Raw genomic sequence first — 25,439 nt, forward strand, 5'->3', positions numbered from 1 at the left:
AAGAACGTGTCACTCTTTGTATTCCAATCACTCTAAGATATCGAAGAGAAAACACTCGAAAACAAAGCCGAATCTTTCGATAGCTAGTTATTTTTTTAATCCAAAATTCTAACGCCGTTATCCAGTGTTTTCACTGGCTAGCCACATCGGTGATTGATTACGATTGTCATTACCAAACCTATTTTTTGAATAGGTTCGGTTGTTCTGAAAATGATACTTTCTCAGTGATCAGGTCAACTAGTGTTTGTATGCTTGAAGGTCCAATTCTGACATTTCCGTCATCAATTCATCGACTAAAGTCATGGAAGTGTCTTCCGCAATACCAAAATTGAGCAGTATTTTTCGACCTCTAATTAGAGTGCTTTCTATGTAGGTAGAGGCTGTAAACTGAACACCTAGTTTTTTTAACTCCAGTTCGTCTTTTTTCGACTGAGTACGCGCATAAATATCTAGGTTGGGATATTGAGCAAGTACTCCACAGACTCTTTTAAGTCTAGTTGGTTCATGAATCGAAACAAACACGGCCTTGGCATCATCTAAATGGGCTTTCTTGCGGACGCTGGATCTCAGGGCATCGCCAAAATAGGTGTTTAGCCCGAGTTGTTTGCTGGTTTTTACTTGGTCGTAGTTGTAATCCAGAGCGATATATGGGATCTGCGCTCGCTGAGCCATTGTAGCCATGAGCTGGCCGACTTCATCCATACCGATAATCACTAAAGCACCACGTTCTTCGTTAGGTAAAACATCAAACGACTCAGTTCTGCGGAGAAACTTAGCAACAATTTTGTCGCCGAGATTAATGCTAAATGAAGACAGAATCATGCTCAGACTGACAATCGCAATCATTATTCCCGATTGGGAATCGGTAAATACCCCCATTGATGTCGCTAGTGCGAGTATTACAAATGCAAATTCGCCTATGTGGTTGAGCCAAAACCCGGTTTTAACTCCCACAGACAGCGACTGACCATCGATGAGAGAAAGCACAGTTGAAAGCAACGTTTTAACAATAAGAACTAAAGTGAGAATAAACAGTATTGTGCTCAGATGATCTATGAGTACAGTGGGGTTAATTTGCATTCCAACGGAAGTAAAGAATAAGGCCATAAGTCCCCCTTTAAAAGGGAGTACTGTTTCTTCTAAGCTATGTCTAAAATCAGAAGACGACAGCAACATTCCTAGTAGAAATGCACCAAGAGTAGAAGGCAGGCCAGCATATTCAATAACACAAACGGTCACAAAAATTGCGCTGAACAAGCATAGGGAAAATGCATCTTTATTGTGTTTTCTTACGCTCCATCTCAGAGCTAAAGGAAGCAAGATTTTTCCAATGCCAAGAATCAGTCCAATAACGAATATTACGGTAAAGGTATCTTCTAGAAAGGTAGCACTTGACTCATTCTGATGGCTAACTAACAGCGGTATTAACGCCATTAGTGGCACTACGCTCAAGTCTTGCCCCATTAAATTGGAAAAGATGTTTTTTCCATGTTCAGAGTTAAATTCACTCTTTTGATTGAGTAAAGTTATGACGACTGCGGATGATGATTGTCCAAAAATGGCACCGACAACTAAACCCATTTGCCAAGAAAAACCTAATAAAGTCATTAATCCTGAAAAGAGTAGAGACATGGCTATGACGAGGCCCACACCTTGTATCATCAGACTTTTCTTCATTTTCCATAGGTCTACAGGCTTCATTTCTAACCCTATAGTAAATAGAAATAGAACGACGCCGAGGTCAGCAATCTGTTGAAGAAGTTCAGTGTTGGTCGCAGCGACTAATCCAGGTGTAAAAGGTCCAAGTGCTACGCCGGCCAAAATAAATCCTACAATCGTGCCCAACCCTAGAATTGAAGAACCAACCACAAATAGACCTGCAATAGAAAACACATAGGCTATGAAATAGAAAAAACTAATAGAGTCCATGATATAGCCAATTAGTGAGTTGTTGAGTGTTGGATCTTTATCACAGGGAGTTCGTAGGTTGGTTCCACGAATTCATATTGACCTGCAACAGTTTGCAACTCGTTCGAGTTGTGTTCTTCAGTGATTTTCAAAATGCCAAAGGCGGCATTACAGGTGTGGGAGAAGGCGCTGATCGGATTAATACCACTAACTATCGAAGCTGCAAATACTGCAGAGATAAGATCTCCCAATCCAATGAGAGGGGTGTCAAAGTTAAATTTCGGCCATTCTACTTTAAAGCTATTGCGGCGTGTCACCATCAATGTGGCTTGAGTGTCACTAGATAGGAGATCTAGATCTTTAACGATAACGTATCGTGCGCCCAGTTCAAGGATCTGTTCACAGGCTGCGATAACGTCCCGTTGATTATGGGGTTCGCGACCTCTGATGACTGACAGTTCATGCTTATTTATTACAACAACATCCGCGATAGGAACTAGTTCGTTAATCACGGCGTTTTTTACATTATCGGAAATGACTTGCGTATTGTTTGATAAATACATCGCTGCATGGCAAACATATAAGGCAGAGTGATTACGCTTTTTAAGCATAGCTACAGAAAGGTAGAGGTCCTCTACTTGCTTAATATTGTCTAAGTAGCCGGATATTAATGCGCCGCAGTGTGCAAGTTCATGGACACTGTCCACACCTTGAATAAGTGAACCAATCTCACTTTCTACGCTTTTATAACTTGTCCAGTCATTATCGTTACGAGGGACCTTAGCAATTTGTAAGGTATCTAATTGTAGAACCTCAATTCCCATGCGTTGCATAGGAAAGACAGCTGAACTATTGCCTACGTGACCGTAAACAACTTGGGGCTGAATAGAAATAATATTTGTCATTTTAAACTAACTCTTAACGGTGCTTTATTGCATTTATTGCATTTATTGCATTTATTGAGAGTCTAACGCGACATAAAACTGACAGTGAATACATTTTGTAGGATGAGAACCTGCATAGGTCTAGAGAGGCTTATAGGAGCGCTGTGTCTTAAAATGTGCACAGTCGAGTGAAAAGCCACCATTAATGGTGGCTTAGATATAGGGTATGGACGCTTTGTATTTTATTTAAAATCAGGGTTGATGCTACCACCGGCTAAATATTGTAATTCGCGACCGCCGAACAGATCATATTCAACATCATGTGAAGCTCCGTAGTTGCGCACGGTATAGTTAAAGTCTTCGCCCTTGGTTTCGAGATTATTTGGTGCATCGTCACCGCAACCGAAACTAATGGTTACACTGCCATCGGCATTCTTATCCCATTCATACGAATTGATTGAGAATCTGTCAGTATCAAGCATATAGCCGGCAGCATCGTACAAGGTGATAGAAGTGAAGTACTTATTGTCAGGTTCTTGAAATGTCGTTGATTGACATACTGAGCCGTCAAATTGCTTAGTGTTGCGATAGATATTAGAGACACCTACCTCTATTGGCATTCCGCCCCAACCCTGAGCGTTTGAACGCATTTGACGTCCATTATTGGCATCAGCGGCATCAGAACTCTCAACGTAGAAAAAGTCTTCGCCTGCTTCAAGAAACTCTTTCTTTAATTTTTTAGTCATAGCATCGCGCTCAGCAACGTTGTAGTTAGGTGCAATATAACCCTCTGGTGCGTACTTATCTGTACCGGAGTAGTCAACATGGAAGCGAGATTGCGCTGCTAAAGCGTTAGTCACGTCGGTTTTATCTTCGACACCAGCTCTAAAAATGATGAATGCAAAATCAGTATCGATCTTCACTGAATACTCACCAGGGCCCACTTTATACATCGGAGAGGCTGACGTCTCATCTAAGATATGGACAGAGGTGTAAACATCTTCTGCGCCGGACTTGTTGTCAAATTCATCAATAGTGACATGAATAAAGCCATCTTTGTCTGCATGAGCGATTGCAGCAGAGTACAGTGAGTCTTGATTCATTCGAACAACCGGAGCTTTATCACCTGCTGGCACAAGTGCTGGAAGATGCACTATACCCTTGTCAGCACCATGCTTATCCCAGTTACCCATATATTTTGCGGCAGCAGCTTGGTTGTAGTTTTGTTCAGTGACAGAAATAGTCTCTGCTGCGATAGCGTGCATAGGAACAGTCATGCTGGCTAGAACCAAAGATGAAACGGCAGAAAGTTTAAATAAGTTCGTCATAGTCATACCTAATATTGGTTGGATTTAATGATGTATTTGTTGAAATAAATATTAGCACTTGCATGAAATTCGTCTATCGACTTATATTTATAATCAATTATGATCAAATCGAATAATGTGAATTGACTATGAATAGGTCGTTATCGAGAGTCGATCTCAATTTGCTGGTAATACTAGACGTCCTTCTTAAAGAGAGGAATGTCACTAGAGCAGCCGAGGTTTTGTTTGTTTCCCAGTCAGCAGTAAGCCGTTCGCTGGCGCGCTTAAGAGACACCTTTGATGATCCACTGTTTACCCGAGTAGCGTCTGGACTTGTACCTACAGAAAAAGCGTTGGAAATAGAAAAACAGCTGTTGAGTTTGTTACCACAAGTGAGTGAAGTTTTTAGTCAACAAGCGTTTGATCCGAAAAAAGCGGATAGTGCGTTTGCTATATCTCTTCCGGCTCTTTTATCCAGTCCTTTAACGCCGTTACTTATGAAAGAACTAAAAGAGATAGCGCCTGCTGTACGTGTGTCGGAATATGCAGCTAAAGCCAATCCTTATTCATCTTTAGATCAGGGCCAGATTGATTTCGCGCTGTACTTTGCAGACTCTGCAAATCCACGTTATGTATCAAAACAAATAGGCACTCTTAAACCGCAACTTTTCGTTAGACCAGGCCACCCATTGTTAGTTAATAATGATGTCGATATTGAGGATACGTTTGCCTATTCCATGGTAGGGATGGCAATCGAGGAAGACCAATATCACTCGTTCAGTGCGCCAATTACTAAAATATATAAAGATCTGATGGTGGATAGACGCCCAATATTGAGAAGTTCACAAACCCAAGTATTGATTGATGTTGTGTCGGACTCAGACGCAATCTTATTCGGAACAAATTGTTTGCAGGGACTTAGAAACTATGGAGAAGACTTTGTACAATTGAAATCGGCGCAGATTGAAAGTAATGATACATACTCAGTACCTGTCTTTCTTATGTATCATGAACGCAGTAACAATAGTGCTGCTCATCAATGGATGGGCGAGTTGCTTTCTAAAAAGATATCCGAATTATTAGTGTAGATACGATTTTTGTTGATGGCATAGTAACACCGGTTTTCATTGTCTCAGTATCATCGACATAAACTAACCCTTAAAATTGCTAGTGAATTAAATTGAATAATTATCCAATTATCGATAGTGTGTTTTTTTACTGCTTTAATAGGGACATTAAATCTTGGAACTCGCAACCTTATGGGTTTTTATCCCCACTTTTCTTTTTGTATCGATAACTCCAGGTATGTGCATGACGTTAGCCCTAGGCTTAGGAATGAGCATTGGTTATAAACGTACTTTATGGATGATGCTAGGAGAAGTATTTGGCGTTGCCGTGGTTGCCATTAGTGCAGTACTTGGTATAGCGGCAGTTATGATAAAGATGCCAATGCTGTTTATTGGGTTTAAAACGATAGGGGCCTTGTATCTTGGTTACCTAGGCGTCCAAATGTGGCGCTCAAAAGGTAAGATGGCAATCACGGACGACAATCTGGAGTCTTCTAACGCCTCGAATTACGGATTGGTGGCACAAGGATTTATAACGGCGATTGCAAACCCGAAAGGTTGGGCGTTCATGATCTCGTTATTACCCCCGTTTATCAGCGCAAACCATGCTGTAGCACCACAACTACTTATCTTAGTCAGTATCATAATGCTATCTGAATTTATCTGTATGAGTATCTATGCTTCGGGCGGGAAGGGGCTTAGAGTTATGCTTTCTAATAGCAGCAATGTAAAGCTGATGAATCGCATAGCAGGGACACTTATGATTGGAGTGGGCGTGTGGCTGTTTTTAAGTTGAGGGCTAGATCTCAATAGCGTAACTGCGTCATAAGGGAATTTGTGCTAATTTATTCAGTAAATCAACAAAGAATGTGGAAATAAAGATGTCTTCTTCATCAGATTATACTGGCAGCAGTGCCGCTTATGCCCGCAAAGAGTCGGGTTATCGTGATAAAGCCCTTAAGCTGTATCCTTGGGTGTGTGGCAATTGTGCACGAGAGTTTGTTTTTTCAAATCTTCGTGAACTGACTGTACATCACAAAGACCATGACCATACCAATAACCCTGAAGATGGAAGTAACTGGGAGTTACTTTGCTTGTATTGTCATGATCATGAGCACTCTAAGTACACAGATCACGAGCGTTATGGTGTTGATCCTGTTGCGAGAGCGGATGAACATCAATCAGCCACGCACAACCCGTTTGCTGATCTTGCTAAGCTAATGAAAAAATAAAATATTTGCTGCCATTATCTAAGGCCTGCGTTTGAAGCGCAGGCCTTATTTGTTTAGGCGATATAATGTCGAAGGTGTTGCTTAACGTTGTCATTGGCAAAGCTTTGTTCAACACTATTGAGGTAGATGGCTTTGTAATCGGCATCAGTAAGCTCAAATAACTCACAAACCTTTTGTACTTCTTTAGTCATAGTGGTGTTAGATACCGTTCGATTGTCGGTATTGATTGTCACTGCTAGACCTTGCTCGTAAAAGCGCTTAGCAGGATGTGACTCGATGTTTTCAACCGCTTTGGTTTGAACATTACTGCTAGGGCAGGTTTCAAGCCCAATGTGATTGTTTTTAACCGCATCATAGCCGCCTGCATGATTAATGATATGAATGCCATGCCCGACACGTTCAGCTTTAAGAAGCTCAACAGCATCTTGAACATTCTGGCCATCGCCTTGCTCACCAGCATGTATGGTGACATGAAAACCTTTGCTTCTCGCATACTCTGTTTCTTCAACAAAATCATGGCAGAAACCGGATAACTCCGCCCCAGCAAGATCAAAGGCGACCACGCCATTTTCCAGTAACTTAGCACCTTCATCTATCACTTGATTGATGTCATCTTTTGGCATTGTGCGCAAGATACAAAGTATGTAGTTTCCGCGAATATCATAAGCTTGTTCAGCGCGCTGCATACCTTTAACCACGGACGAGATGACCTGTTCAATAGTCAGTCCTTGGTTGATGTGGAGTAGCGGGGCGAAACGCACTTCAAGATACTTAACGTTTTCTTTAGCTGCATCTTCAAATACTTCATAGGAGATTCTTTCTAGAGCCTCTTGGGTTTGCATTACCTGAAGGGGAAGGTCAAAGCGAGTAAGGTATTGCTGAAGATCGACACAGGTTTCTGGAGCAATCATAAGATCGCGAATCACATCGACATTTTGGCTCGGAATATTAACCTGCTGAATGTTTGCAAGATCAATAATGGTTTCTGGTCGAACACTACCATCGAGGTGGCAATGAAGGTCTATTTTTGGGAGAGAGTAAAAATCCATAAGTCGTTACCTTTATCAAAAGAGAGGAACAAATAAAGACAATGACTTCATAATCAAAGGATAGGCCTTTGGTAGAAACTCCCACACCATATCAGAGGGATTATATGAAGCAATTTGTGGCGTGATTCTAACAACTGCTGGTGGCGGTTACAATTAGCAACGAATAGTCCGGATAGAAATTAATAAAATATTCAATTGGAAAATAGCAAATTGACACGACGAAATTAGCAAACATAAAACTCATAAATACTTTTTGATTTCATCAAAAAAACTGCAATTAAATTCTAATTTTGGAGCTTTATAGTTAAAAGTTATTACAAGGCACTGAGATATATATTCATTATGAATCAATAACTTATTTGTAGTCTTGTATGACAAATACCCAAAAGGAGGTATATCTTTACCTGATTGATCTTGGTCAACTTTCAAAAGTGGTTCCCTCATACAATCGCGCAAGTTTTTATAATTTTAAAGGAACCGCTATGAGCAAGATGAAGCTAGTTATCATCGGAAACGGCATGGTGGGACACCGTTATATCGAAGATCTTGTTGAGAAAACAGATGTTTCCAACATGGATATTACAGTGTTCTGCGAAGAGCCACGCATCGCCTACGATCGTGTTCACCTATCCTCTTATTTCTCTCACCATACGGCTGATGAACTTTCTCTTGTTAAAGAAGGTTTTTATGAAAAGCATGGCATCAACATTCTGTTGGGCGAGCGTGCTATTAATGTAAACCGTGAAAACCGTATCGTATATTCAAGCACTGGTCGTGAAATTGAATATGACAAGCTTGTAATGGCGACAGGTTCTTTCCCATTTGTTCCACCAATCAAAGGTAACGAAAGCAAAGATTGTTTTGTTTACCGTACAATTGAGGATCTAAAGTCGATTGAAGCAACAGCCAAAAATAGCACAGTTGGCGTTGTGATCGGTGGTGGTCTTCTTGGCCTCGAGGCTGCAGGTGCACTGCGCGCACTAGGTGTTGAAACGCACGTTGTTGAATTTGCACCAAAGCTAATGGCAGAACAGCTTGATCAAGCGGGTGGTAATCAGCTTCGTCAAAAAATAGAACGTATGGGCGTTAAAGTGCATACGAGTAAGAATACACTCGAAATCGCTCCAGAAGGCAAGGAACTGCGTAATGTTATGCGTTTTGCTGATGGCACTGAGCTTGAGACTGACTTCATTGTATTTTCGGCAGGCATCCGTCCTCAAGACAAGCTTGCGCGTCAAATGAGCCTTGATATCGCACCTCGTGGTGGTATCGCAATCAACAACCATTGCCAAACTTCAGACGAAAGTATCTACGCTATCGGCGAGTGTGCTTCATGGAACGAAACCTTCTTCGGTCTAGTCGCTCCTGGCTACAAGATGGCCACAGTCGCTGTTGATCACGTTGTAGGTAACGACAGCCAGTTCGAAGGCGCAGACATGAGCGCTAAATTGAAACTACTGGGCGTTAAAGTGGGTTCAATTGGTGATGCGAACGGTCGTACTCCTGGTTGTAAGAGCTACGTTTATCAAAATGAAGAGCAAGAAGTTTATAAACGTATCATCGTTTCTGAAGACAACAAGAAACTGCTTGGTGCGGTAATGGTCGGTGATACTTCTGATTATGGCGATCTTCTTCAGCTAATGCTGAACGATATGGACTTGCCAGATCACCCAGATGCATTGATTCTTCCTGCACACGCTGGCGCGGAAAAACCAACACTAGGTGCAGATGCTCTGCCTGAAAGCGCGGTTATTTGTTCTTGCTTTGACGTAACGAAGGGCAAGATTGCTCAAGCTGTCGCAGATGGTCACCACACCATAGGTGATGTAAAAGCGGTAACTGGCGCAGGTACTGGTTGTGGCGGCTGTATCCCACTAGTGACATCAGTGCTTAATGCTGAGTTGGCCAAAGCGGGTGTGGAAGTGAAAAGTGATATATGTGAGCACTTTGCGTACTCTCGCCAAGAGCTATTTCACCTAATCCGCATTGAAGAGATCAAAACCTTTGACGAGCTTGTAGAGAAATACGGCAAGGGCTACGGCTGTGAAGTATGTAAACCACTGGTTGGTTCAATTTTAGCGTCTTGCTGGGGCGAGCATATCCTTAAACCAGAATTGGTTAAACTGCATGACACCAATGACAACTTCCTTGGGAATATCCAAAAAGATGGTACCTACTCTGTAATCCCTCGTATGCCGGGCGGTGAAGTAACACCGCAAGCATTAGGTGTTCTTGCGAGTGTTGCAGAAGAATATAACCTGTATACCAAAGTGACAGGCGCTCAACGTATCGGCTTGTTTGGAGCGCAAAAAGATGATCTTCCTGCAATTTGGGGCAAGCTAATCAGTGCTGGTTATGAAACTGGACAGGCTTATGGTAAAGCGCTTCGCATGGCTAAGACATGTGTTGGTTCAACTTGGTGTCGTTATGGTGTTCAAGATTCAGTTGGTCTAGGTGTTTTACTTGAGAATCGTTATAAGGGCATTCGCACCCCACACAAAATGAAGTTTGGCGTTTCAGGTTGTACTCGTGAGTGCGCGGAAGCACAAGGTAAAGACTTGGGTATCATTGCAACCGACGCAGGTTGGAACATGTATGTATGTGGTAACGGTGGTATGAAACCTCGTCACGCAGATTTACTTGCAACAGACCTAGATCAAGAAACCCTGCTCAAATACATCGACCGCTTTATGATGTTCTACATTCGCACGGCAGCGCCGCTACAGCGTACGTCTGTATGGATGGATAATATAGAAGGCGGTGTGGACTACTTACGCGAAGTTATCGTTGAAGACAAACTCAGCATCAACGCTCAACTTGAGGCTGATGTCGAGAAGTTAGTTAAAGAGTTCCGTTGTGAGTGGACTGACACTATCAATGATGAAAAGCAACTGACTCGTTTCTCTCACTTTATTAACTCAGACCTTCGTGATGACAACGTTGTGTTTGTAGAAGACGGCCGTCAGCAACATCGCCCTGCAACCTTCACGGAGAAACACCCTGAAGCGAAAGGCGATATCTTTCATGCTGCCATTACTGAGTAAGAGGACGTAATCATGAGTTTTGAAAAAATTTGTAAAATCGACGACATCGTACCGGGTACAGGCGTATGTGCGCTGGTTGCAGGTCAGCAGGTTGCACTCTTTAGGCCTTCGGCTGACGAGAAGGTATTCGCTATCTCAAACACAGACCCATTTGCTCAATCTAACGTGTTGTCACGTGGTTTGATTGTTGAGCACAAAGATGAGTTATGGGTGGCTAGTCCATTGAAGAAACAACGTTTCAATCTAAGCACGGGTGTTTGTATGGAAGACGAGCGTTTTAACGTTAAATCTTTCAAAGCACGCGTAGTGAAAGGTGCAGTAGAAGTTTCTGCTTAAGAGATTCAATAGCGAAAAGGTTCCTTGCTTACTTTGTTAAAGAGCAAGGGCAGGGAGCCTTTGACTATTCAATTTTAATTTTAACTTTAACTTTAACTTTTATATGGATAACAAAATGAATGATCTAAAACCTGCCGAATTTGTGCAAACGATGATAGACGTTGGTGAAGCCAAAGTGAAAACAAGCACGCGAGATCTTCTTCTCCGTGGCACCATGGCTGGCATCATCTTGTCAATAGCTGTTGTTGTCGCTATTACTGCTATTGTTCAAACTGGCGTAGGCATTGTAGGGGCACTAGTGTTCCCTGTGGGCTTTTGCATATTGAGTCTAATGGGGTATGACCTAGTAACAGGTGTATTTGGTCTAGCTCCGCTAGCAAAATTTGAAAACCGTAAAGGCATCACTTGGGGCCGCGTTATGCGTTGTTGGGGCCTTGTTGGTCTTGGCAACCTAATTGGTTCTTTAATTGTTGCTTTCCTAATTGCAGTTTCGCTGACTGGCAATTTCTCTCTCGATCCAAACGCAGTAGCACAGAAGTTCATTGCTGTATCTACAGCTCGTACCGTAGGTTTTGAAAACATGGGTATGGACGGATGGATTACGTGCTTCGTGCGCGGTATTTTCTGTAACCTTATGGTTTGCTTGGGCGTAATTGGTAACATGACAGCACGTACAGTCGCGGGCAAGATTGCTGCTATGTGGTTACCTATTTTCATCTTCTTTGCATTGGTATTCGAGCATACAGTAGTAAACATGTTTCTATTCCCACTAGGTATGATGCTAGGCGCAGATTTTGGTATCGCGACTTGGTTGAACTTCAACCTTATCCCTACCATTCTTGGCAACATCGTCGGTGGTTTACTGTTTACTTGTATCCCGCTTTACTTAACTCACGCTAAAACTGCTCCGGCAATCGATGCTCAAGAGAAAGTAGAAGCTGAGCTAGCAACGCAGCGCTAATTCATAACATTGCCTCACTTTAATGTGGGGCAATTGTTTATAACAAGTGGTCAAGAACCTTGTTGTTGGTCACTTCTTATAAATAATTTTGTCGCTTTAGGACGAAAGTTTAAGGCGCTTTGCATTAGAGAGTTTTTCTATGACATCTAAATCAGTTTCTTCAAATCAAGGTGGGTTTGTTTCTTTGGTCGGAGCTGGCCCAGGAGATCCAGATCTTTTGACGGTCAAGGCACTGCGTCTGATACAAAAGGCAGAAGTGATTGTGTATGACCGTTTGGTGTCACCTGAAATCATGGCGTTAGTTAACCCTGATGCAGAGCTTATTTATGTTGGTAAGCGTTTGAACCATCACTGTGTACCGCAAGATCAGATCAATCAAGTATTGGTGGATAAAGCTCAACAGCATAAGCACGTTGTTCGTCTTAAAGGTGGTGACTCGTTTATTTTTGGTCGTGGTGGAGAAGAACTAGAGAAACTAGCTTTAGAACAGATTCCATTTGAAGTAGTACCTGGCATTACCGCCGCAGCAGGTTGTACCGCTTATGCTGGTATTCCTTTGACCCATAGAGATCATGCTCAAAGTGTCCACTTTATTACGGGTCATCTGAAGAAAGAAGGCATGGATATAGATTGGGCTAGCTTGTCAAAGGGTAATACAACCTTAGTGTTCTATATGGGTCTAAAAGAAAGTGGTAATATTCAAGATAAACTCATTACTGCAGGTTTATCGGAAGAGACTTCTATTGCAATCATTGAGCGAGGTACTACACCTCAACAGCGCGTGTTAACTGGGACGCTTTCTCAGTTGTCTACTATAGCCCAAGAAGCTGAAAGTCCCTCTCTGATTGTCGTTGGCAGTGTTACGAGCCTACATTCGCAACTTAATTGGTTTGAATAACAATATTTAAAATCACTGTGTAAGATTGAAACTCCTATGAAATGGAGTTTATAAGAGTTGCACGTTTTAGAATAGTTGTTGTGAGCGGAGTAGTAAATTCGCTTCCAAATGGTGCAAATGATCCAAAGTCGATCTATTGTTATAGCTGAAAGCTGTAATGAGAGTTTCAGGATGAAATCTCAAGTAGAGCAGTCACGCTTAGCAAGGAAAGCTAAATATGAAGAAACGAACTCTGGGAGCGATATCGCTTTCAGGTAGCCTGGTATATTTCCTGTTTGGGTTAATACTGGTTACAACACTGTCTACCTATCAAGGGTACTCAGCACCACAGACACACTCGTCATTCTTTGCCACCAGTTGGCAGTGGTTAGCTAGCATTTTATTTTGCTGGGGCTTATTGCTGATCTTCTTTACTAGTGCTCGTAGAACTGTCAGAGCGGTTTGGTCTTTAGTGATCATTATTACAGCGCTAGGCGTAGGGCGTTTTATTGGTTCGCATTCCGTCCTCCAAAAGCAATACCAATCGCCTAGTGCTACTATTCCCTTAGTATCTGAGCAGACTCGGCAAAGCCAAGAGCCCATCACCTTACCGCAACCTACAGATTTAAACCAAAGTTACCAGCAGGCGGTTATGGAATCAGGTTGGTATTCGATTCTAGATATTTCTCGTTTGCAAAACGATACCGACTTAGTAGAAAGCTACGCTATTATTCAAGATACAAAATCGGCTATTTTGAATCATCTCTTGCAAACGCAACAACAAGTTCACGAACTTGAGCAGCAACTTTACGACAATGAAGCTAGTGCAGTAATGGAAGATAGTTATATCGATGCACAGATCCTTCATTCTCAGCAACAAAATGAGATGTGGAAAGCCGAGTTGTCTGCGCTACAAGAAGTGAGAAGCATCATAGAAATGCTCGATGCAAATCGAGATGGCTGGACAATTCAAGACGGTGCGATTGTTTTCTATTCGAATGCGGACAAACAACGTTTTGAAGACATAGTTACTAGAATACAGGTCATTGCGGATCATCAGAGAATGCTGACGGAATCTGTAAACTAAGAAGTTAAAACTAAAGCATGCTTTAAATCGCCTCGTCAATTTGACGGGGCGTTTTAGTATTGAATGAGTTCGAGTAAAGGAGTCATTGCTAGTAAACGAATAACAATCCACTACGCACATAAAGTAAGCTCAATCGTGTATCTGCTCGCTATTGCTGGTGCTTTACGTATTGTGATTGGCATTGCTTTGACTAATGGTATTAGACATTACCACTTAGTCATTCTGGGTAGCTAACTGTCGATTCGATTGCTGACTGTAAGCGATAAGTAAAAGAGGATTAGAATTATAGGATAGACAGGAGTGCTACCCATTGAAGTAGCACTCAGTCTCAAGGTTAATAAGTGATCTTGCTGTTGTCCCTAGTAATTATCCGTTGCATTGGCTCTGTGCCATCATAAAACCAAATCTCTGCAAGCAAGCTTGTATATTCTTGTGCATAGGTGATCGTAATTTCGCCCTTTCCGGTGTCAAGGGCACCATTAGCTATACGATATGAATAGTCAGGGGTAAGAGTTCCGTCAGTGTTTTGTTGGAATTCGCTGTATACAGAAATATACGCACGCTTGGTGCTCACCGCACTGATATCTACCAGTACGTCTACTGATTGAGTCGGGTTGTAATCGAAGTCAACTGGAACCGCTAAATCCTGCATAGAGCGAAGAGGGTTTTGAACGCTAGAGGTATCCTCGCTACCTTGATTGTCGATATCAGAGGATGGTTCCTCTACTTGTGCTGCTCCTGACGATGAGTCAGAGCCGCCACCGCCACATGCTGTCAGTATCAAAACCGCTAAAATGGATGTTGTTTTGGTCAATGTATTCATAGTGAAATCCTCTATTTTCCTAGCTTAGTTTGATAGGTCGTAAATTTTCGAACGAATTGAGCGGTTGCGTTTGTGCCATGTGTTTTTTTGTTTACCACCTGACTCTGCATATTCTGCGAACTCTGGGTAGGCATGCACTAGGTCTGTTCGCTCTAGAGGCCATCTCCATTCTTCGGTCATTAATAGAGCCCAGGGTAGATTTTTATCGGTTTTGAAGTAAATTCCTTGGTCTGGATTACTTGCATCCACGCCTACGTTAAACATGGCATCACCGTTAAATTTTTCAGTAGGTGCATAATCTGCTAAATGAACTTCCCATTGGCGTCCTGGTTGGAAGGGCAGGCCTTCACCGTGGTAATACCCTGGTGTCGCGAAGATAAAGGGGTCATAGGGCATAGCAACCAAGCTACTACGGTCACTATCGCTATCTAGAGTAATGTGCAGCTCAAAGCTAAAATTTTCGTCTTCAGCGCATCCAATTTGAGTTCTGAAGAACGAACAGGTATTGGTTTTATAATCAGTAAGATCGTTTTCAATGATGAAGATAGCTTCACTGCTGTCGAATTCTAAACCATTATTTTCAAGCAAAACACCGTTGTGATATTGACGAGTCAGTAGGGTATCTACATCTACTTGCTGGATACCTTGTAAGCGCACCGCAAAGCCGTTGTGGTAGTCAGCCCCAACTGCAGCCAAGCGTCCTTGAACAAGGGATTTCTCGACCTGATTATCACGTAATACCTCTGTGATTCGGTAGTGCATTACTACATCGTTCATATCGTAATCTGCTGTGTAAGGCCAGTTGTCTTCGTAAGCTAGGGTGGCAAAACCGGTTTCACTTGGGAAATGTCTGATTGTGATTCCGGCGGTTGAGACATTGATTGGATGGTCTTCGACTTCGCCAGAGGTTGCGCCACCAAAGTAATCTAGCCCTTGCTGTTGGCTAAATCGAAAGCGTGTCCATGTACGCCCATCTACGGCGTTGTAATCAACGGTAAAGGGCAGGGCATTCAAGCCCGAAGAGAGTTGAACATCTGAAAAGACTTTCTCTCCTTCGTCATCAAAGTCCCCGTCTTGGTTCCAGTCAAACCAAGCAGACAGGTAGCCTTGTGTAGAGGCATTAACACTGACAATTGAGTCTAACCCCGGCTCAATTGCGGTAACAAAGCCAACGCCCGATTCATCTGCAACGCCGGTTGTGTCATCACTCAATGGTGTAATGAGCCCATCTTGTTCGCCATCGGGCGCTTGATTGCCTAAATAAGTGATACCATCAAGTTGATGTCGAGGACCGTTATTCATTAACGTAGTTAAGTAACTGTCTGGAGCGTCGCCAAAATCAATCATCGAGTCTTCATCGATCAATGGGGCATTAGCACAGCGTGCACCGTCATTTTGAGAAGAAGCTGGTCCATCAGCAAATTTAACCGCTGGCACATCACCTTCAGCAATTTTCGCAGGATCAGAGAGATCTACACGATAAATATTGCCGTCATTATTGCGAGATACGTAGTAATTGCCATTTACATCGAAGTAGCCTGCGCCGAAGGTCCCTGTTACGCCCGTATCACCAATTGCAGTAGCCGCACCATTTGATGTATCAAAGCGGTAAAGAATGCCACTGCTGTTATCGATACCATAAAGCGATTCGTCACCAGGATGAAAAGCAAAATCGGTCAATTGGATGCTTGCAGTGTTACTGATTTGCTCTACCACTAAATAAGTGCTTGGATCGTCGTTAAGTGCAGCAAGGTCGATTTTAAATAATCCTTTGCCTTTTCGGTATAGAAAATAAACGTTATTGAACACATCACCTACATAAAAGGTGTGGTCGGTAGGTAGGCCTACGGTATTGAGTACTTCCGCTTGAAAGTTATCACCCAAGCGTACAATTTGCTTGTTGCCAGTGTCGTAGCCATAGATATATCGGCTCTCGAAATCAAAGCCAACGGCATTGATGTTGGTATTAAGCCCAGTGTCTCCTTGCAGTAACGCCGTCTGACCGGTGACTAAGTTCACTCCGTAAACCTGAACCGGGTTGGCTTGAAACAAGTAGGCTTTACTTGGGCAGGTCTCAAATGCAGCTGCTTTGGTTTCAGGAGCGATAAAGCTCGCTCCTGTTGCAACTAAAATGCCCCAAAGACTTTTGTTGAATCCTTTGCGGTTTGACATGTTGATTTCCCTATACGTTATGGCCGCAGTAGTAGTGAGTTACTGGCTAGTGTTATTCGTACTAAAGGTATTCCAAGATACGTGCCAACTTTAAAGGGGAAATAAGAGAGGAAATTTAGATATTGTTGCTTTTTTGATTCTCATTTTGAGAAAAGACAACAATTCTTCATTCTAAAAACAAAAAAGCCCAACTAGGTTGGGCAAATGGAGATTCTTACTATCTAAAAGGAGAAGTGGTTGGAAGTTATTGCCCTCTACCATCGACCATGATGCGCAGTGTTTTCACTGTGATTTGAAAATCAGTCACGAACCAATTTCGAACAGAGTGATGAGATAGAGCGTAGCTGTGATCGTATCCTACCTTGGACCGCACGTCTTCTATTGAGGTATCGTAGCCTTGATTAACTTGGGCAAGCCCTGTAATACCGGGAAGTACGCCGTAAGTTCGGTCTGCAAAAAATGGGATTTCTTTTTCAAGCGTTTTGTAAAATACTGGGCGCTCAGGGCGAGGGCCAATCAGCGACATTTCACCTTTTAACACGTTAAACAGCTGTGGCAGTTCATCTAAGCGAGTTTTTCTTAAAAAACGACCAACAGGTGTAATTCGAGGGTCGTGTTTGGTTGCCCAAGCCGCGCCTTTAGCTTCTGCATCTTGATACATAGTGCGAAACTTAATGATTTCAAATAAAGCCATTTCATTCGGGGTAGATTTTCCTACTCGCAGTTGACGATAGAATAAAGGGCCTTTGGAAGTCCCTAAGATAGCTATCGCGATAAATGGTAGCAAAGGTAACATTAAGGCAATACCAATCAGTGAACCCGTCACATCAAAAAAGCGTTTTCCTAAGGTAATGGTATTGTTCTTTTTAGTTAGCGTGTACATAGCTAATTCCTTGTAAACGAGTAAGTTAATGGCTGTTTTTGATAACAAGATAGCGTAGGCCGCCGATGAGGTTGGCGGTATGTCCGAGTAAGATGTAATGGATAAGTCCCAAGGGTTTGAATGACAATAGTGGGGGACATATCCAGCAGACTAAGCTAGAGGCATAAATGGCAAGTTGTAGGTAGAACGCAATTTGGAAAATGACGTACTGTTGCAATAATGCACTGCTCACCAATGTGGCAAACATTAGATAAGGCATTAGCAACCGCAGCCCTTTTCCCGAGAAAAAAGCGAACGCTATCGTCTTGAATTTTGGGTGAAATAAACCAATGAGAGTAATGGCCTGTTGCATGTTGCCTGCGGAAATTCTCAGTCGACGAGAAAAGTCATCGCTAAGTTGTGTGGGTTGCATTTCTGTGGCAATTACATTGGTGTCGTAGTCGGCTAAATAGCCTTTCTCAACGATACGCATTGGTAAGATGAAATCGTCATTGATGCTGTTTGAAGCCAAAGGCTGAAACAGGTGACTGCGAAATACGTAGAACGCGCCGTGTGATCCAATAGAGGTAGCAAGGTTTGCTTCTGCGGATTTAATACTGCTTTGATACTGCCAGTATTTCTCTTCCCCCTCACTACCACTATCAAACAGAGAGTAAGTGCCGTTTACTACGCCAACCTGTTCGTTTTCAAAGTGAGACTCTGCAATCAGCAAAGCGTCAATAGAGACTAACGAAGTGACATCACTAAGTACGGTTAGATCTGACTGGATAGATTCCATGGCCTCGTTGATGATAGCGACCTTGCCACGATTTTGTTTGTGCTCAACGATTTCAAATAGCGTATCAGCGCAAATCGCTTCTTGGATGGTCGCGATTGCTATATTCGCCGTATTGTCGCTACACCCGTCACAGATTATTTTTACAGATAGTTTTTTATTGGGGTAATCCAATGAGGCTATGTTGCGGATTTTGTCTGCAATCCACTCTTCTTCATTAAATGCGGGAACAATAATCGTGATGGATGGGCGTTTAGTGTCTAAGGCAGTATCTTGAAAGTGACGTACCGTAACCATGGTTTTTTGTTTTGTCGTGCGTTTAGCGATGAGTTTAAGTAGCAGTGGATATCCTACATGGTGATAGACGATAAGAAAGCTAGCGACCATAAATACAGTGACGAGTAGAGCGTGATACGTAGACATGATTAAGCTCCAATATTGGCGAGTTGTTGATAACGGGAGACTACGTCTCGAATATCGTGTTTCTCAACGACATGCTTCCGTGGTGACGTATTCGATGGTTTGAACGCCTGGATTGAGTAGGCCAGTTTATGAGGACAATTGGCTTCCACTAACAATCCGCTATCCGGACATAAAGTTTCTGCAGATGCACCGACATCAGTGACTAAAGTAGGGGTTCCACAAGATTGCGCCTCAATTGCGGTTAAAGGAAACCCTTCGTGGCGTGAAGGTAGACAGAACAAATCTAGGGCTTGATAAAATAAAGGCATATCTTCTAATCGACCTAAGAAGTGGACTCTATCTTCTATACCTAAACTCTGGGTGAGAGTTATGAGCGCTTCAAATTGGGAACCGTCTCCTGCAATAGCTAACTGGTATTGACGAGGTAGTTCGCTTATCGCCTGAATCAGAAGATCATGACCTTTAACAGATTCTAATCTTCCGGCTGTACCTATAATAGTTGTGTCATTGGGAAGATTTAGTACCTCTCTCGAGGCTTGTTTTTTCCCTTCAACAAAACGCATGGTATCAATACCATTGTGAATGGTAGTGAGTTTAGAGTGAGTGAATAACTCATCTAGTCGCTGCTCCACTTTAAAGGCATCAGCGACTACCATAGGTTGAACCCACATTAACAATGCGCGTTGTAATTGTCGGTGTTTGAAGCTGTTTAGATGCCACACATCGTGTTCGGTATGAAGCTTAGATTTGATGCCACAACGTTTTGCGGCAAGACCTGCATACAATAATGGCCCAATGTGGTGAGTATGAACGACATCAACGCGCAACTCCCTAAACAAAACACTGAGATCTGATATTGTCTTGAGACTAAAAGCGTCAGGTTTATTGAAGAAAATTAAGTTCTCGGCAAACGCTTCCAGCCTTGGCCAATTCTCGATAGCTTGTTCTTTGGTTCCTTGCAAACTGACAATGTAAACGTCATGGTCGTTACTACTAAAAGAAACGAAGTCCAGTGCCAAACTCTCTATTCCACCCGGGGAGAGATGCTGTACTACGTGAACGACTGTTTTTCTATCTTTCTTCATAACGATTCCTTGTTTGTGTGTCTTTGCGAGTCGCGGAGAAATCTTTTTTACATAAGTCGTACGTTGCAGGAGTCGTGCCAACTTTAAGTTATTGTTTTAAAGCTTTTTTGTCAGAAGGGGGTTGATATTTCTTACTCTGAGAATCATTTTGAAAGGAAAGAGAAATGATTAGCGATGATCTAGCGGGGCATAAAAAAGCCGAGCGATGAATAGCTCGGCTCGATTGTGCTAGGTAATTTTTCCTAGTCTTTATTTTGTCTATCCCATGCTTTGGCGGCGTTTTTGAGGTTATTGATATCAGAGGCGCATAGATAGCGCTTTAAAGCGTCAAATTTTTCCGATGACCAGCTGTAAATTCCAAGGTTTATCAGGTCTTCAATCACAAGTGGATCAAAGCGCCTTTTTACAAGTTTAGCGGGAGATCCCGCCACAATGGAATAAGGCTCAACATCTTTAGTCACCACGCTATTGGCTGCTATGACGGCCCCTTCACCAATAGTGATGCCTGGCATTATCATAGCTCTCATGCCAATCCAAACGCCATCAGCTATATGTGTGTCCCCCTTACTTACATAGGCTTCATCTATGTAATCCATAAACGGATAGAGACAAAACCAATCGACTCTGTGGGTATGATTGCCTCCCATAAGAATGACGACTTCAGCTCCAATACAGACATAATTTCCAATAAAGAGTTTATCTACCTCCCAACGAGGTTGCCATTCGCGGCTTATTTTATCGCCGTGCAGATAGCGAACGACAGATTCCTCAAAGCCATTGTCCCAACAGTCGCTGTAATAACTGTGCTTACCTTTTACAGTAATATTGGGGTTACTGACTATCTCATGCAGTAACTGATATTTTGACCAGTGTTTATTTTGCATAGTGTTACCTCTAACAGTGATTGAATTTTCATTACAGTGTCACGTAAGGGCAGTCAGTGGATTCGAGGTTGTTTGAGGAGAGGAATGAGTTTCATAGTGTTATTTGATTTGATGGACAGTGCAAGGATAGCACAGCTAGTAATGAACCAAAAAAGAGAAATCGACAGGCATGGACCTATCGATTTTCACGTAATGACTTATTTAGAAAATTATGGGTTAAGTCTCCAATCAAAATCTTCTGTTGTTAGGTTTGAATCGTTGCGAGTAACCGCAGTCAGTAATCTTTGTGCTTGCGAAGAGCTCAATGGTTGTATGCTCTCATCTCTAGCAAAAGAATAGCGCAGTAGTTGCTTCCAGATGTTCACGGACTCGTCATCCAGTTTATCCACAAATGTACGGTTTCCAGCTATGAGATATAGATGGTCAACTGCTTCTGCATAATGTTGATCTTCGACAGCGGATTTATAGAGCTTGATATATGTGTTTATGTCGATTTTAGTCGGTAGCACTTTTTGAGTGTTGGGTCTTGTTTTACGTGCAATCACGGTGGCAATACTTAGACCTACAAAAATGAATAGCCCAATGAGATAAACGCTGTATTTAGACACAAACCCAATCAGAGACTGAACAAGGTCATGATTTTGCAAGATCGCACTACTAGTGCCAACCTGAAACTCCAAAGGGTCAGTTGTCAGCGTCTTAAGCTCATTAGTCTCAGTATCCCACCACTCTATTGATTGTGAGGGGATGATTAACTTACCGGATTCTTGAAATACTACTGTAACAGCTTGGTTCAATACCGCAGTATTGCGCTTACTCAAACGGTCAAAGATATTTTCTTTAGCTACTGGTTTTTGGTAAACCTCAACACTCGCAATTTCTGGCACTTTTACGTCGGGTAACAGCATCATATGTGAGTTCTTTACCTTGAGTTGATAGGTTAATATCACAGCATCGCCTACGGCAAAGGGATCACTAGTAGGTTTATCAGTTGTGAGTGTGAAGCTGGCACCTGAGCCAGATACAAATTCACTACTCATCTCCAGTGACGGAGGGGTCTTTACATTGAAGGGTGTGTCCTCAGAGGAAATCGTGCCTTTCAATGGATTTATCTTGTCATTCTCAAGCACTACAGCAACGTCAAAACTTGGTATAACAAAGTCCCCTGCTGTTAGAGGGTAGATATACAGCTTTGCTGTTTGTGTATACCACTTTTCACCGTCTAACATACGTGCGGATCGCGTTACTTGTTGATCGTCTTTTTTCACTATGGCGTTTTTTAAATCGAGATAAGGGACTACCATTGCGTCTTTAAAGGGTTTAGTGCTGCTTAACTCAACTTCAACCTGCACCTGCTGTTTAGGCGCTGTATTTTGATCTTTGACCTTTATTGAAAGAGCTATTTGTTTATTATCTATGACTGGCTGAAGATCATTGGCAATAGTGGTGTTAGACATAACCAAAAATATTAAACCCAGTGATACCGAATAGACCCAATTGTAAAAACGGTCTGTTGATTGATTACTCTTGTTCATTTGCGTATTCCTGTTGAAACTTTTGTCGCAAGAACTTTGAAGGGTCTTGTCTAACCTGCTTTAACCAAACCTGATCTGAGAGCTCTGTCGGCGTACCTTCTGAACCTTCTTCTTCGCTGGTGGCAATATTTCTATCATCAATCATTTTCTCACCTTCTTTTTTTTCCAAAGGCGCATTTTTTAGCTTCTCTATGGCCGCGTTCATCACTTCAACGTTCTGCTTCATCTCTTTTTCCAGTACTGGGTCCTGACTAAGTTCCAAATAAAGTGATTTTGCTTGTGCAAACTGATTTGAATAAGCGAACACGTTAGCAAGAAGATATTTAGATTGAGTATCTTCACGACCACTAAGCAGTGACATTGCGCTTTGAAAGTCTCCAGATAGATAGGCGCTACGTGCTTTCCATTCTCCAGAATCAAATGATGCTTGGGCTTTGGCATACTCTCCTTGCTTAAAATAAATATGTCCTTGTTGATCTTTAGTCAGCCAAAAGTTCATGAAGCGAGTAGGGGATAAAGCTCCAAATAGCGACAGAGCTAAGAGGACTAGGAGTATCCATTGCCAACTTGGTCTATGCATGATCCAGTGCATAGGTGATTGTTTTATAGTTACCATTGCAATGTCCATCCTCTTCTAAACCACATTAGTTGAATGGGTAACAACAAAAACAGCAGCGGATAGCCAGAATCAATCCAAGGTTGAGCTTTGTCATTTACAGCAAATAAATTACTTTGAATATCTTGATAAACTTGTTCGACATCCGTTGAGTCGTGAGTAAATAGGGTCATCGAACCATGACCAGCGTGAGCCAATGCTTCTAAGTCTTGAATCTGCGATGCTGATAATCCTTGAGCCCCATCTCGACCACTATCGGCATTTTCACCCATCGCCCAGACCAATACTTGGTGCTCCAAAGAAGTGAACTCTTGCTGCATTTTCTCAATCGCTTTTTGGTCAGTTTTATCTGTCACAATAAGTACTGTCGATGACACCTTTGATTTACTCAATAGGCCTACTACCGGCTCAATAACTGATACTGGCTTGCTTTGATTATCCGGTAATAAACTAGGGTCTAAGACGTCCAAAAAGTAACGAATTAGCTCTCTGTCTTTAGTTACAGGCATAGCAACATGTGAGCTTCCTCCGTATACAACCAGTCCGGTCTTAGCATCGCCCCTGAGGTCAGTTAATTGTGAGATTTTCTGTTTGGCACGCTCTAGACGAGAGGGTTGAATATCGGTTTTCGACATAGAGCCTGATACATCAAGGGCGATAATTAACTCAGCATTATCTTCAAAAAAGGGTGAGGCTTGTTTTTTCCACGTTGGGCCAGCCATCACTAGAGTTGATAATAGTGAGAAAACGAAAAAAAGCTTTATAGGTGTCAACCAGGCGCCTTGTTTTTGATTAATCGTCAGGTGCGTAATGATGTTCTTTGACATTACAGATTGCCATTGAGTAGCGAGATCATCTTGTTTTACCATTAACTGCTGTATCGCAAATAGCGGTATTAGAGCTAATAACCACCATGGGCGAATGAAGTGGAAATTGCTGATGTCACCCACGAGTCCCCAATCAAACAAATTATTCATTTGGTCCCCCATGAGTGCGAGTGAGTAGCTCTGTTATACGCTTGCTACGTTTTACTTGCCCTGCAAATACGAATAGTGCAGCCAGCAAATTAAACAAAAAACTAATGCCAAACGCCCAGTAATGGAGGCTGTGACGAGGTCTATGAGTCAGTAGCTCAAATTCTTGTTGTTCTAACTTATCAATGATGGCGTACGCTTGATTGAGCTCAGCTCTGTTCATTGCATGGAACATCTGTCCTCCAGTGATTTCTGACACCTTTTCTAGTGTAGGGAGGTCCATCTTGTATCGTCCCTTCGTGCTTGGGTCACCTATCGCAATGGTATAAATTTTCACTCCATACTTAGCGGCTATTTCTGCAGCTTTTACGGGTGGCATTTTTGAGCTGGTATCGTCACCATCGGTCAATAAGATCATAACTCTTTCCTTGCTCTGTTCTTGTTCAAATACAGCTATAGAGAGACCAATAGCATCTCCAAAGGCGGTTTGAAACCCAGCATAGCCAAGCTGAACATCGTCCAATAGTGCCAACCATGTTTTGGTATCTTCAGTAAATGGCGCCTGAACATATGCCGCATCGGCAAACAAGATAAGCCCCAATCGGTCATGCTCACGCTGTTTTACGAAATCGCTAAGAACTTGTTTCGCGATGTATAAGCGGTCATGTTTATTGCCTTGTTCATCGGTAAAGTCTTTTTCAGACATGGAGCCCGATAAATCGAGTGCGACCATGATCTCTCTAGCTGACTTTTTTTGTTCAATAGGTTCACCTACCCACATTGGCTTTGCAATTGCAGCGACTAAACATAGGTAGCTAATGACAACTAATGCCCACTGTATCTTTCTTCGCTTAAGTAACGTTGCGCTTTGAGAAGGTTTATCCTCAGAGACCGAAACTAGACGTTCAAAAAAGGGTACCTGTAGAGCGTTTTTCGATTCCTTATAAGCGGGCAATAAACGGTGAACCAGCAGTGGCAATATGGCCAATAAAAAGGCGAGTGGGTATTCAAACTCAACCATGATCCACCTCGTGATGTTTGATCCAATGAGCGGCCTGGGTATACAAACCTTGGCACTGTTGTTGGTCGATAGCCGGATTTGAAGAATAAGAAAGTGAAGCTAACAGCCCATTAAACTGCGTAGAAAATTGGCTTCCTTTGCATTGACGATCAAGCCAACTCTCCCATTGCGCACCTAGTAACGGTGATACTTGGTGACGTGGATATGCATCAAGGGCGGTTTTACGAAGCAATTGCGGTAATCGCATGATCCCATCAGTGCACTTTTGTAGTTTATTTAGTTCCTCTAAGGCCATGCGACGATACACATTGGCTTGATACTTGCGATAAGCAAGGTATACACGATAAAACGCAAAGCAGGCAAAGATACCAATAACAACATACCAACCTGGAGCATTGGGAATCCATGATATGGGCCCTGGTAGAGAAGGTTCAGCCAATCCTGACATCATTGAGTTCATACTCATGGGTTTAAGTGTTTCAGCAGTAGTACTCAT

24 protein-coding genes and 1 riboswitch are annotated in these 25,439 nt (G+C 42.5%); of the genes, 9 read left to right on the forward strand and 15 right to left on the reverse strand.

What is annotated here, in order from left to right; genetic code table 11:
- Positions 1 to 237: 237 nt before the first annotated feature.
- The 3 genes from OCU48_RS15285 to OCU48_RS15295 form a co-directional block, all read right to left on the reverse strand.
- On the reverse strand, positions 238 to 1,929 hold the full coding sequence (locus OCU48_RS15285) for a cation:proton antiporter domain-containing protein (protein ID WP_141344674.1): 1,692 nt from the start codon (positions 1,927 to 1,929) through the stop codon (positions 238 to 240).
- A gap of 11 nt (positions 1,930 to 1,940) precedes the next feature.
- Positions 1,941 to 2,813 (reverse strand): pyridoxal kinase, encoded by an 873-nt coding sequence (pdxY, locus tag OCU48_RS15290; RefSeq protein ID WP_141344675.1) that lies wholly within the window; start codon positions 2,811 to 2,813, stop codon positions 1,941 to 1,943.
- A gap of 221 nt (positions 2,814 to 3,034) precedes the next feature.
- Positions 3,035 to 4,120: a DUF1214 domain-containing protein gene (locus tag OCU48_RS15295; protein WP_141344676.1), complete on the reverse strand. Its 1,086-nt coding sequence runs from the start codon at positions 4,118 to 4,120 to the stop codon at positions 3,035 to 3,037.
- Between the two features lie 128 nt (positions 4,121 to 4,248).
- On the opposite strand from OCU48_RS15295, the gene OCU48_RS15300 reads away from it, so the two are divergent.
- The 3 genes from OCU48_RS15300 to OCU48_RS15310 all read left to right on the forward strand — a co-directional run bounded on the left by OCU48_RS15300 (position 4,249) and on the right by OCU48_RS15310 (position 6,398).
- A complete protein-coding gene (locus tag OCU48_RS15300; RefSeq protein ID WP_141344677.1) occupies positions 4,249 to 5,187 on the forward strand; it encodes a LysR family transcriptional regulator in 939 nt (312 codons plus the stop codon).
- A 154-nt stretch (positions 5,188 to 5,341) separates the two neighbouring features.
- Positions 5,342 to 5,962 (forward strand): LysE family translocator, encoded by a 621-nt coding sequence (locus OCU48_RS15305; RefSeq protein ID WP_141344678.1) that lies wholly within the window; start codon positions 5,342 to 5,344, stop codon positions 5,960 to 5,962.
- An 85-nt stretch (positions 5,963 to 6,047) separates the two neighbouring features.
- Entirely contained in the window at positions 6,048 to 6,398 is a 351-nt protein-coding gene (locus tag OCU48_RS15310) for a YajD family HNH nuclease (protein WP_141344679.1), read from the forward strand.
- A gap of 53 nt (positions 6,399 to 6,451) precedes the next feature.
- Here the strand turns inward: OCU48_RS15310 and add are convergent, their stop codons facing one another.
- Positions 6,452 to 7,447, reverse strand: a complete 996-nt coding sequence (add, locus tag OCU48_RS15315; protein ID WP_141344680.1) for an adenosine deaminase — start codon at positions 7,445 to 7,447, stop codon at positions 6,452 to 6,454.
- 30 nt (positions 7,448 to 7,477) lie between these two features.
- A riboswitch (purine riboswitch) is annotated at positions 7,478 to 7,575 on the reverse strand.
- Between the two features lie 354 nt (positions 7,576 to 7,929).
- On the opposite strand from add, the gene nirB reads away from it, so the two are divergent.
- The 6 genes from nirB (at position 7,930) to OCU48_RS15345 (ending at position 13,986) form a co-directional block, all read left to right on the forward strand.
- Entirely contained in the window at positions 7,930 to 10,491 is a 2,562-nt protein-coding gene (nirB, locus tag OCU48_RS15320) for a nitrite reductase large subunit NirB (RefSeq protein WP_141344681.1), read from the forward strand.
- A 12-nt stretch (positions 10,492 to 10,503) separates the two neighbouring features.
- The gene (gene nirD / locus OCU48_RS15325; RefSeq protein WP_141344682.1) at positions 10,504 to 10,827 is read left to right on the forward strand and encodes a nitrite reductase small subunit NirD; all 324 of its coding nucleotides are present in this window, start codon (positions 10,504 to 10,506) and stop codon (positions 10,825 to 10,827) included.
- A gap of 115 nt (positions 10,828 to 10,942) precedes the next feature.
- Positions 10,943 to 11,788: a formate/nitrite transporter family protein gene (locus OCU48_RS15330; RefSeq protein ID WP_141344683.1), complete on the forward strand. Its 846-nt coding sequence runs from the start codon at positions 10,943 to 10,945 to the stop codon at positions 11,786 to 11,788.
- Positions 11,789 to 11,927: 139 nt separating this feature from the next.
- Positions 11,928 to 12,686 (forward strand): uroporphyrinogen-III C-methyltransferase, encoded by a 759-nt coding sequence (gene cobA / locus OCU48_RS15335; protein WP_141344684.1) that lies wholly within the window; start codon positions 11,928 to 11,930, stop codon positions 12,684 to 12,686.
- 217 nt (positions 12,687 to 12,903) lie between these two features.
- Complete coding sequence (locus OCU48_RS15340) at positions 12,904 to 13,752, forward strand: hypothetical protein (RefSeq protein ID WP_141344685.1); 849 nt, start codon at positions 12,904 to 12,906, stop codon at positions 13,750 to 13,752.
- 63 nt (positions 13,753 to 13,815) lie between these two features.
- Positions 13,816 to 13,986: a hypothetical protein gene (locus OCU48_RS15345; RefSeq protein WP_167496164.1), complete on the forward strand. Its 171-nt coding sequence runs from the start codon at positions 13,816 to 13,818 to the stop codon at positions 13,984 to 13,986.
- Positions 13,987 to 14,086: 100 nt separating this feature from the next.
- Here OCU48_RS15345 and OCU48_RS15350 read toward each other — a convergent pair whose 3' ends face one another.
- The 11 genes from OCU48_RS15350 to OCU48_RS15400 all read right to left on the reverse strand — a co-directional run bounded on the left by OCU48_RS15350 (position 14,087) and on the right by OCU48_RS15400 (position 25,439).
- Complete coding sequence (locus OCU48_RS15350) at positions 14,087 to 14,575, reverse strand: hypothetical protein (RefSeq protein WP_141344686.1); 489 nt, start codon at positions 14,573 to 14,575, stop codon at positions 14,087 to 14,089.
- 24 nt (positions 14,576 to 14,599) lie between these two features.
- A complete protein-coding gene (locus OCU48_RS15355) occupies positions 14,600 to 16,747 on the reverse strand; it encodes an LruC domain-containing protein (RefSeq protein WP_141344687.1) in 2,148 nt (715 codons plus the stop codon).
- Positions 16,748 to 16,991: 244 nt separating this feature from the next.
- Entirely contained in the window at positions 16,992 to 17,630 is a 639-nt protein-coding gene (locus OCU48_RS15360) for a sugar transferase (RefSeq protein ID WP_141344688.1), read from the reverse strand.
- A 25-nt stretch (positions 17,631 to 17,655) separates the two neighbouring features.
- Complete coding sequence (locus OCU48_RS15365) at positions 17,656 to 18,828, reverse strand: glycosyltransferase family 2 protein (RefSeq protein ID WP_141344689.1); 1,173 nt, start codon at positions 18,826 to 18,828, stop codon at positions 17,656 to 17,658.
- Positions 18,829 to 18,830: 2 nt separating this feature from the next.
- The gene (locus tag OCU48_RS15370) at positions 18,831 to 19,913 is read right to left on the reverse strand and encodes a glycosyltransferase (protein WP_141344690.1); all 1,083 of its coding nucleotides are present in this window, start codon (positions 19,911 to 19,913) and stop codon (positions 18,831 to 18,833) included.
- 242 nt (positions 19,914 to 20,155) lie between these two features.
- Positions 20,156 to 20,797 (reverse strand): CatB-related O-acetyltransferase, encoded by a 642-nt coding sequence (locus OCU48_RS15375; protein ID WP_141344691.1) that lies wholly within the window; start codon positions 20,795 to 20,797, stop codon positions 20,156 to 20,158.
- A 209-nt stretch (positions 20,798 to 21,006) separates the two neighbouring features.
- Entirely contained in the window at positions 21,007 to 22,332 is a 1,326-nt protein-coding gene (locus OCU48_RS15380; RefSeq protein ID WP_141344692.1) for a BatD family protein, read from the reverse strand.
- Positions 22,319 to 22,948, reverse strand: coding sequence for a hypothetical protein (locus OCU48_RS15385; RefSeq protein ID WP_141344693.1), 630 nt, complete (start codon positions 22,946 to 22,948; stop codon positions 22,319 to 22,321). Before OCU48_RS15385 ends, OCU48_RS15380 begins: the two co-directional genes overlap by 14 nt.
- The gene (locus OCU48_RS15390; RefSeq protein WP_141344694.1) at positions 22,942 to 23,925 is read right to left on the reverse strand and encodes a VWA domain-containing protein; all 984 of its coding nucleotides are present in this window, start codon (positions 23,923 to 23,925) and stop codon (positions 22,942 to 22,944) included. The genes OCU48_RS15385 and OCU48_RS15390 overlap by 7 nt, the downstream gene beginning before the upstream one ends.
- Positions 23,918 to 24,943, reverse strand: a complete 1,026-nt coding sequence (locus OCU48_RS15395; protein WP_141344695.1) for a vWA domain-containing protein — start codon at positions 24,941 to 24,943, stop codon at positions 23,918 to 23,920. The genes OCU48_RS15390 and OCU48_RS15395 overlap by 8 nt, the downstream gene beginning before the upstream one ends.
- Positions 24,936 to 25,439, reverse strand: coding sequence for a DUF4381 domain-containing protein (locus OCU48_RS15400; RefSeq protein WP_141344696.1), 504 nt, complete (start codon positions 25,437 to 25,439; stop codon positions 24,936 to 24,938). The genes OCU48_RS15395 and OCU48_RS15400 overlap by 8 nt, the downstream gene beginning before the upstream one ends.

The organism is Vibrio inusitatus (assembly GCA_024346935.1).
GTDB classification, from domain to species: Bacteria; Pseudomonadota; Gammaproteobacteria; order Enterobacterales; family Vibrionaceae; genus Vibrio; species Vibrio inusitatus.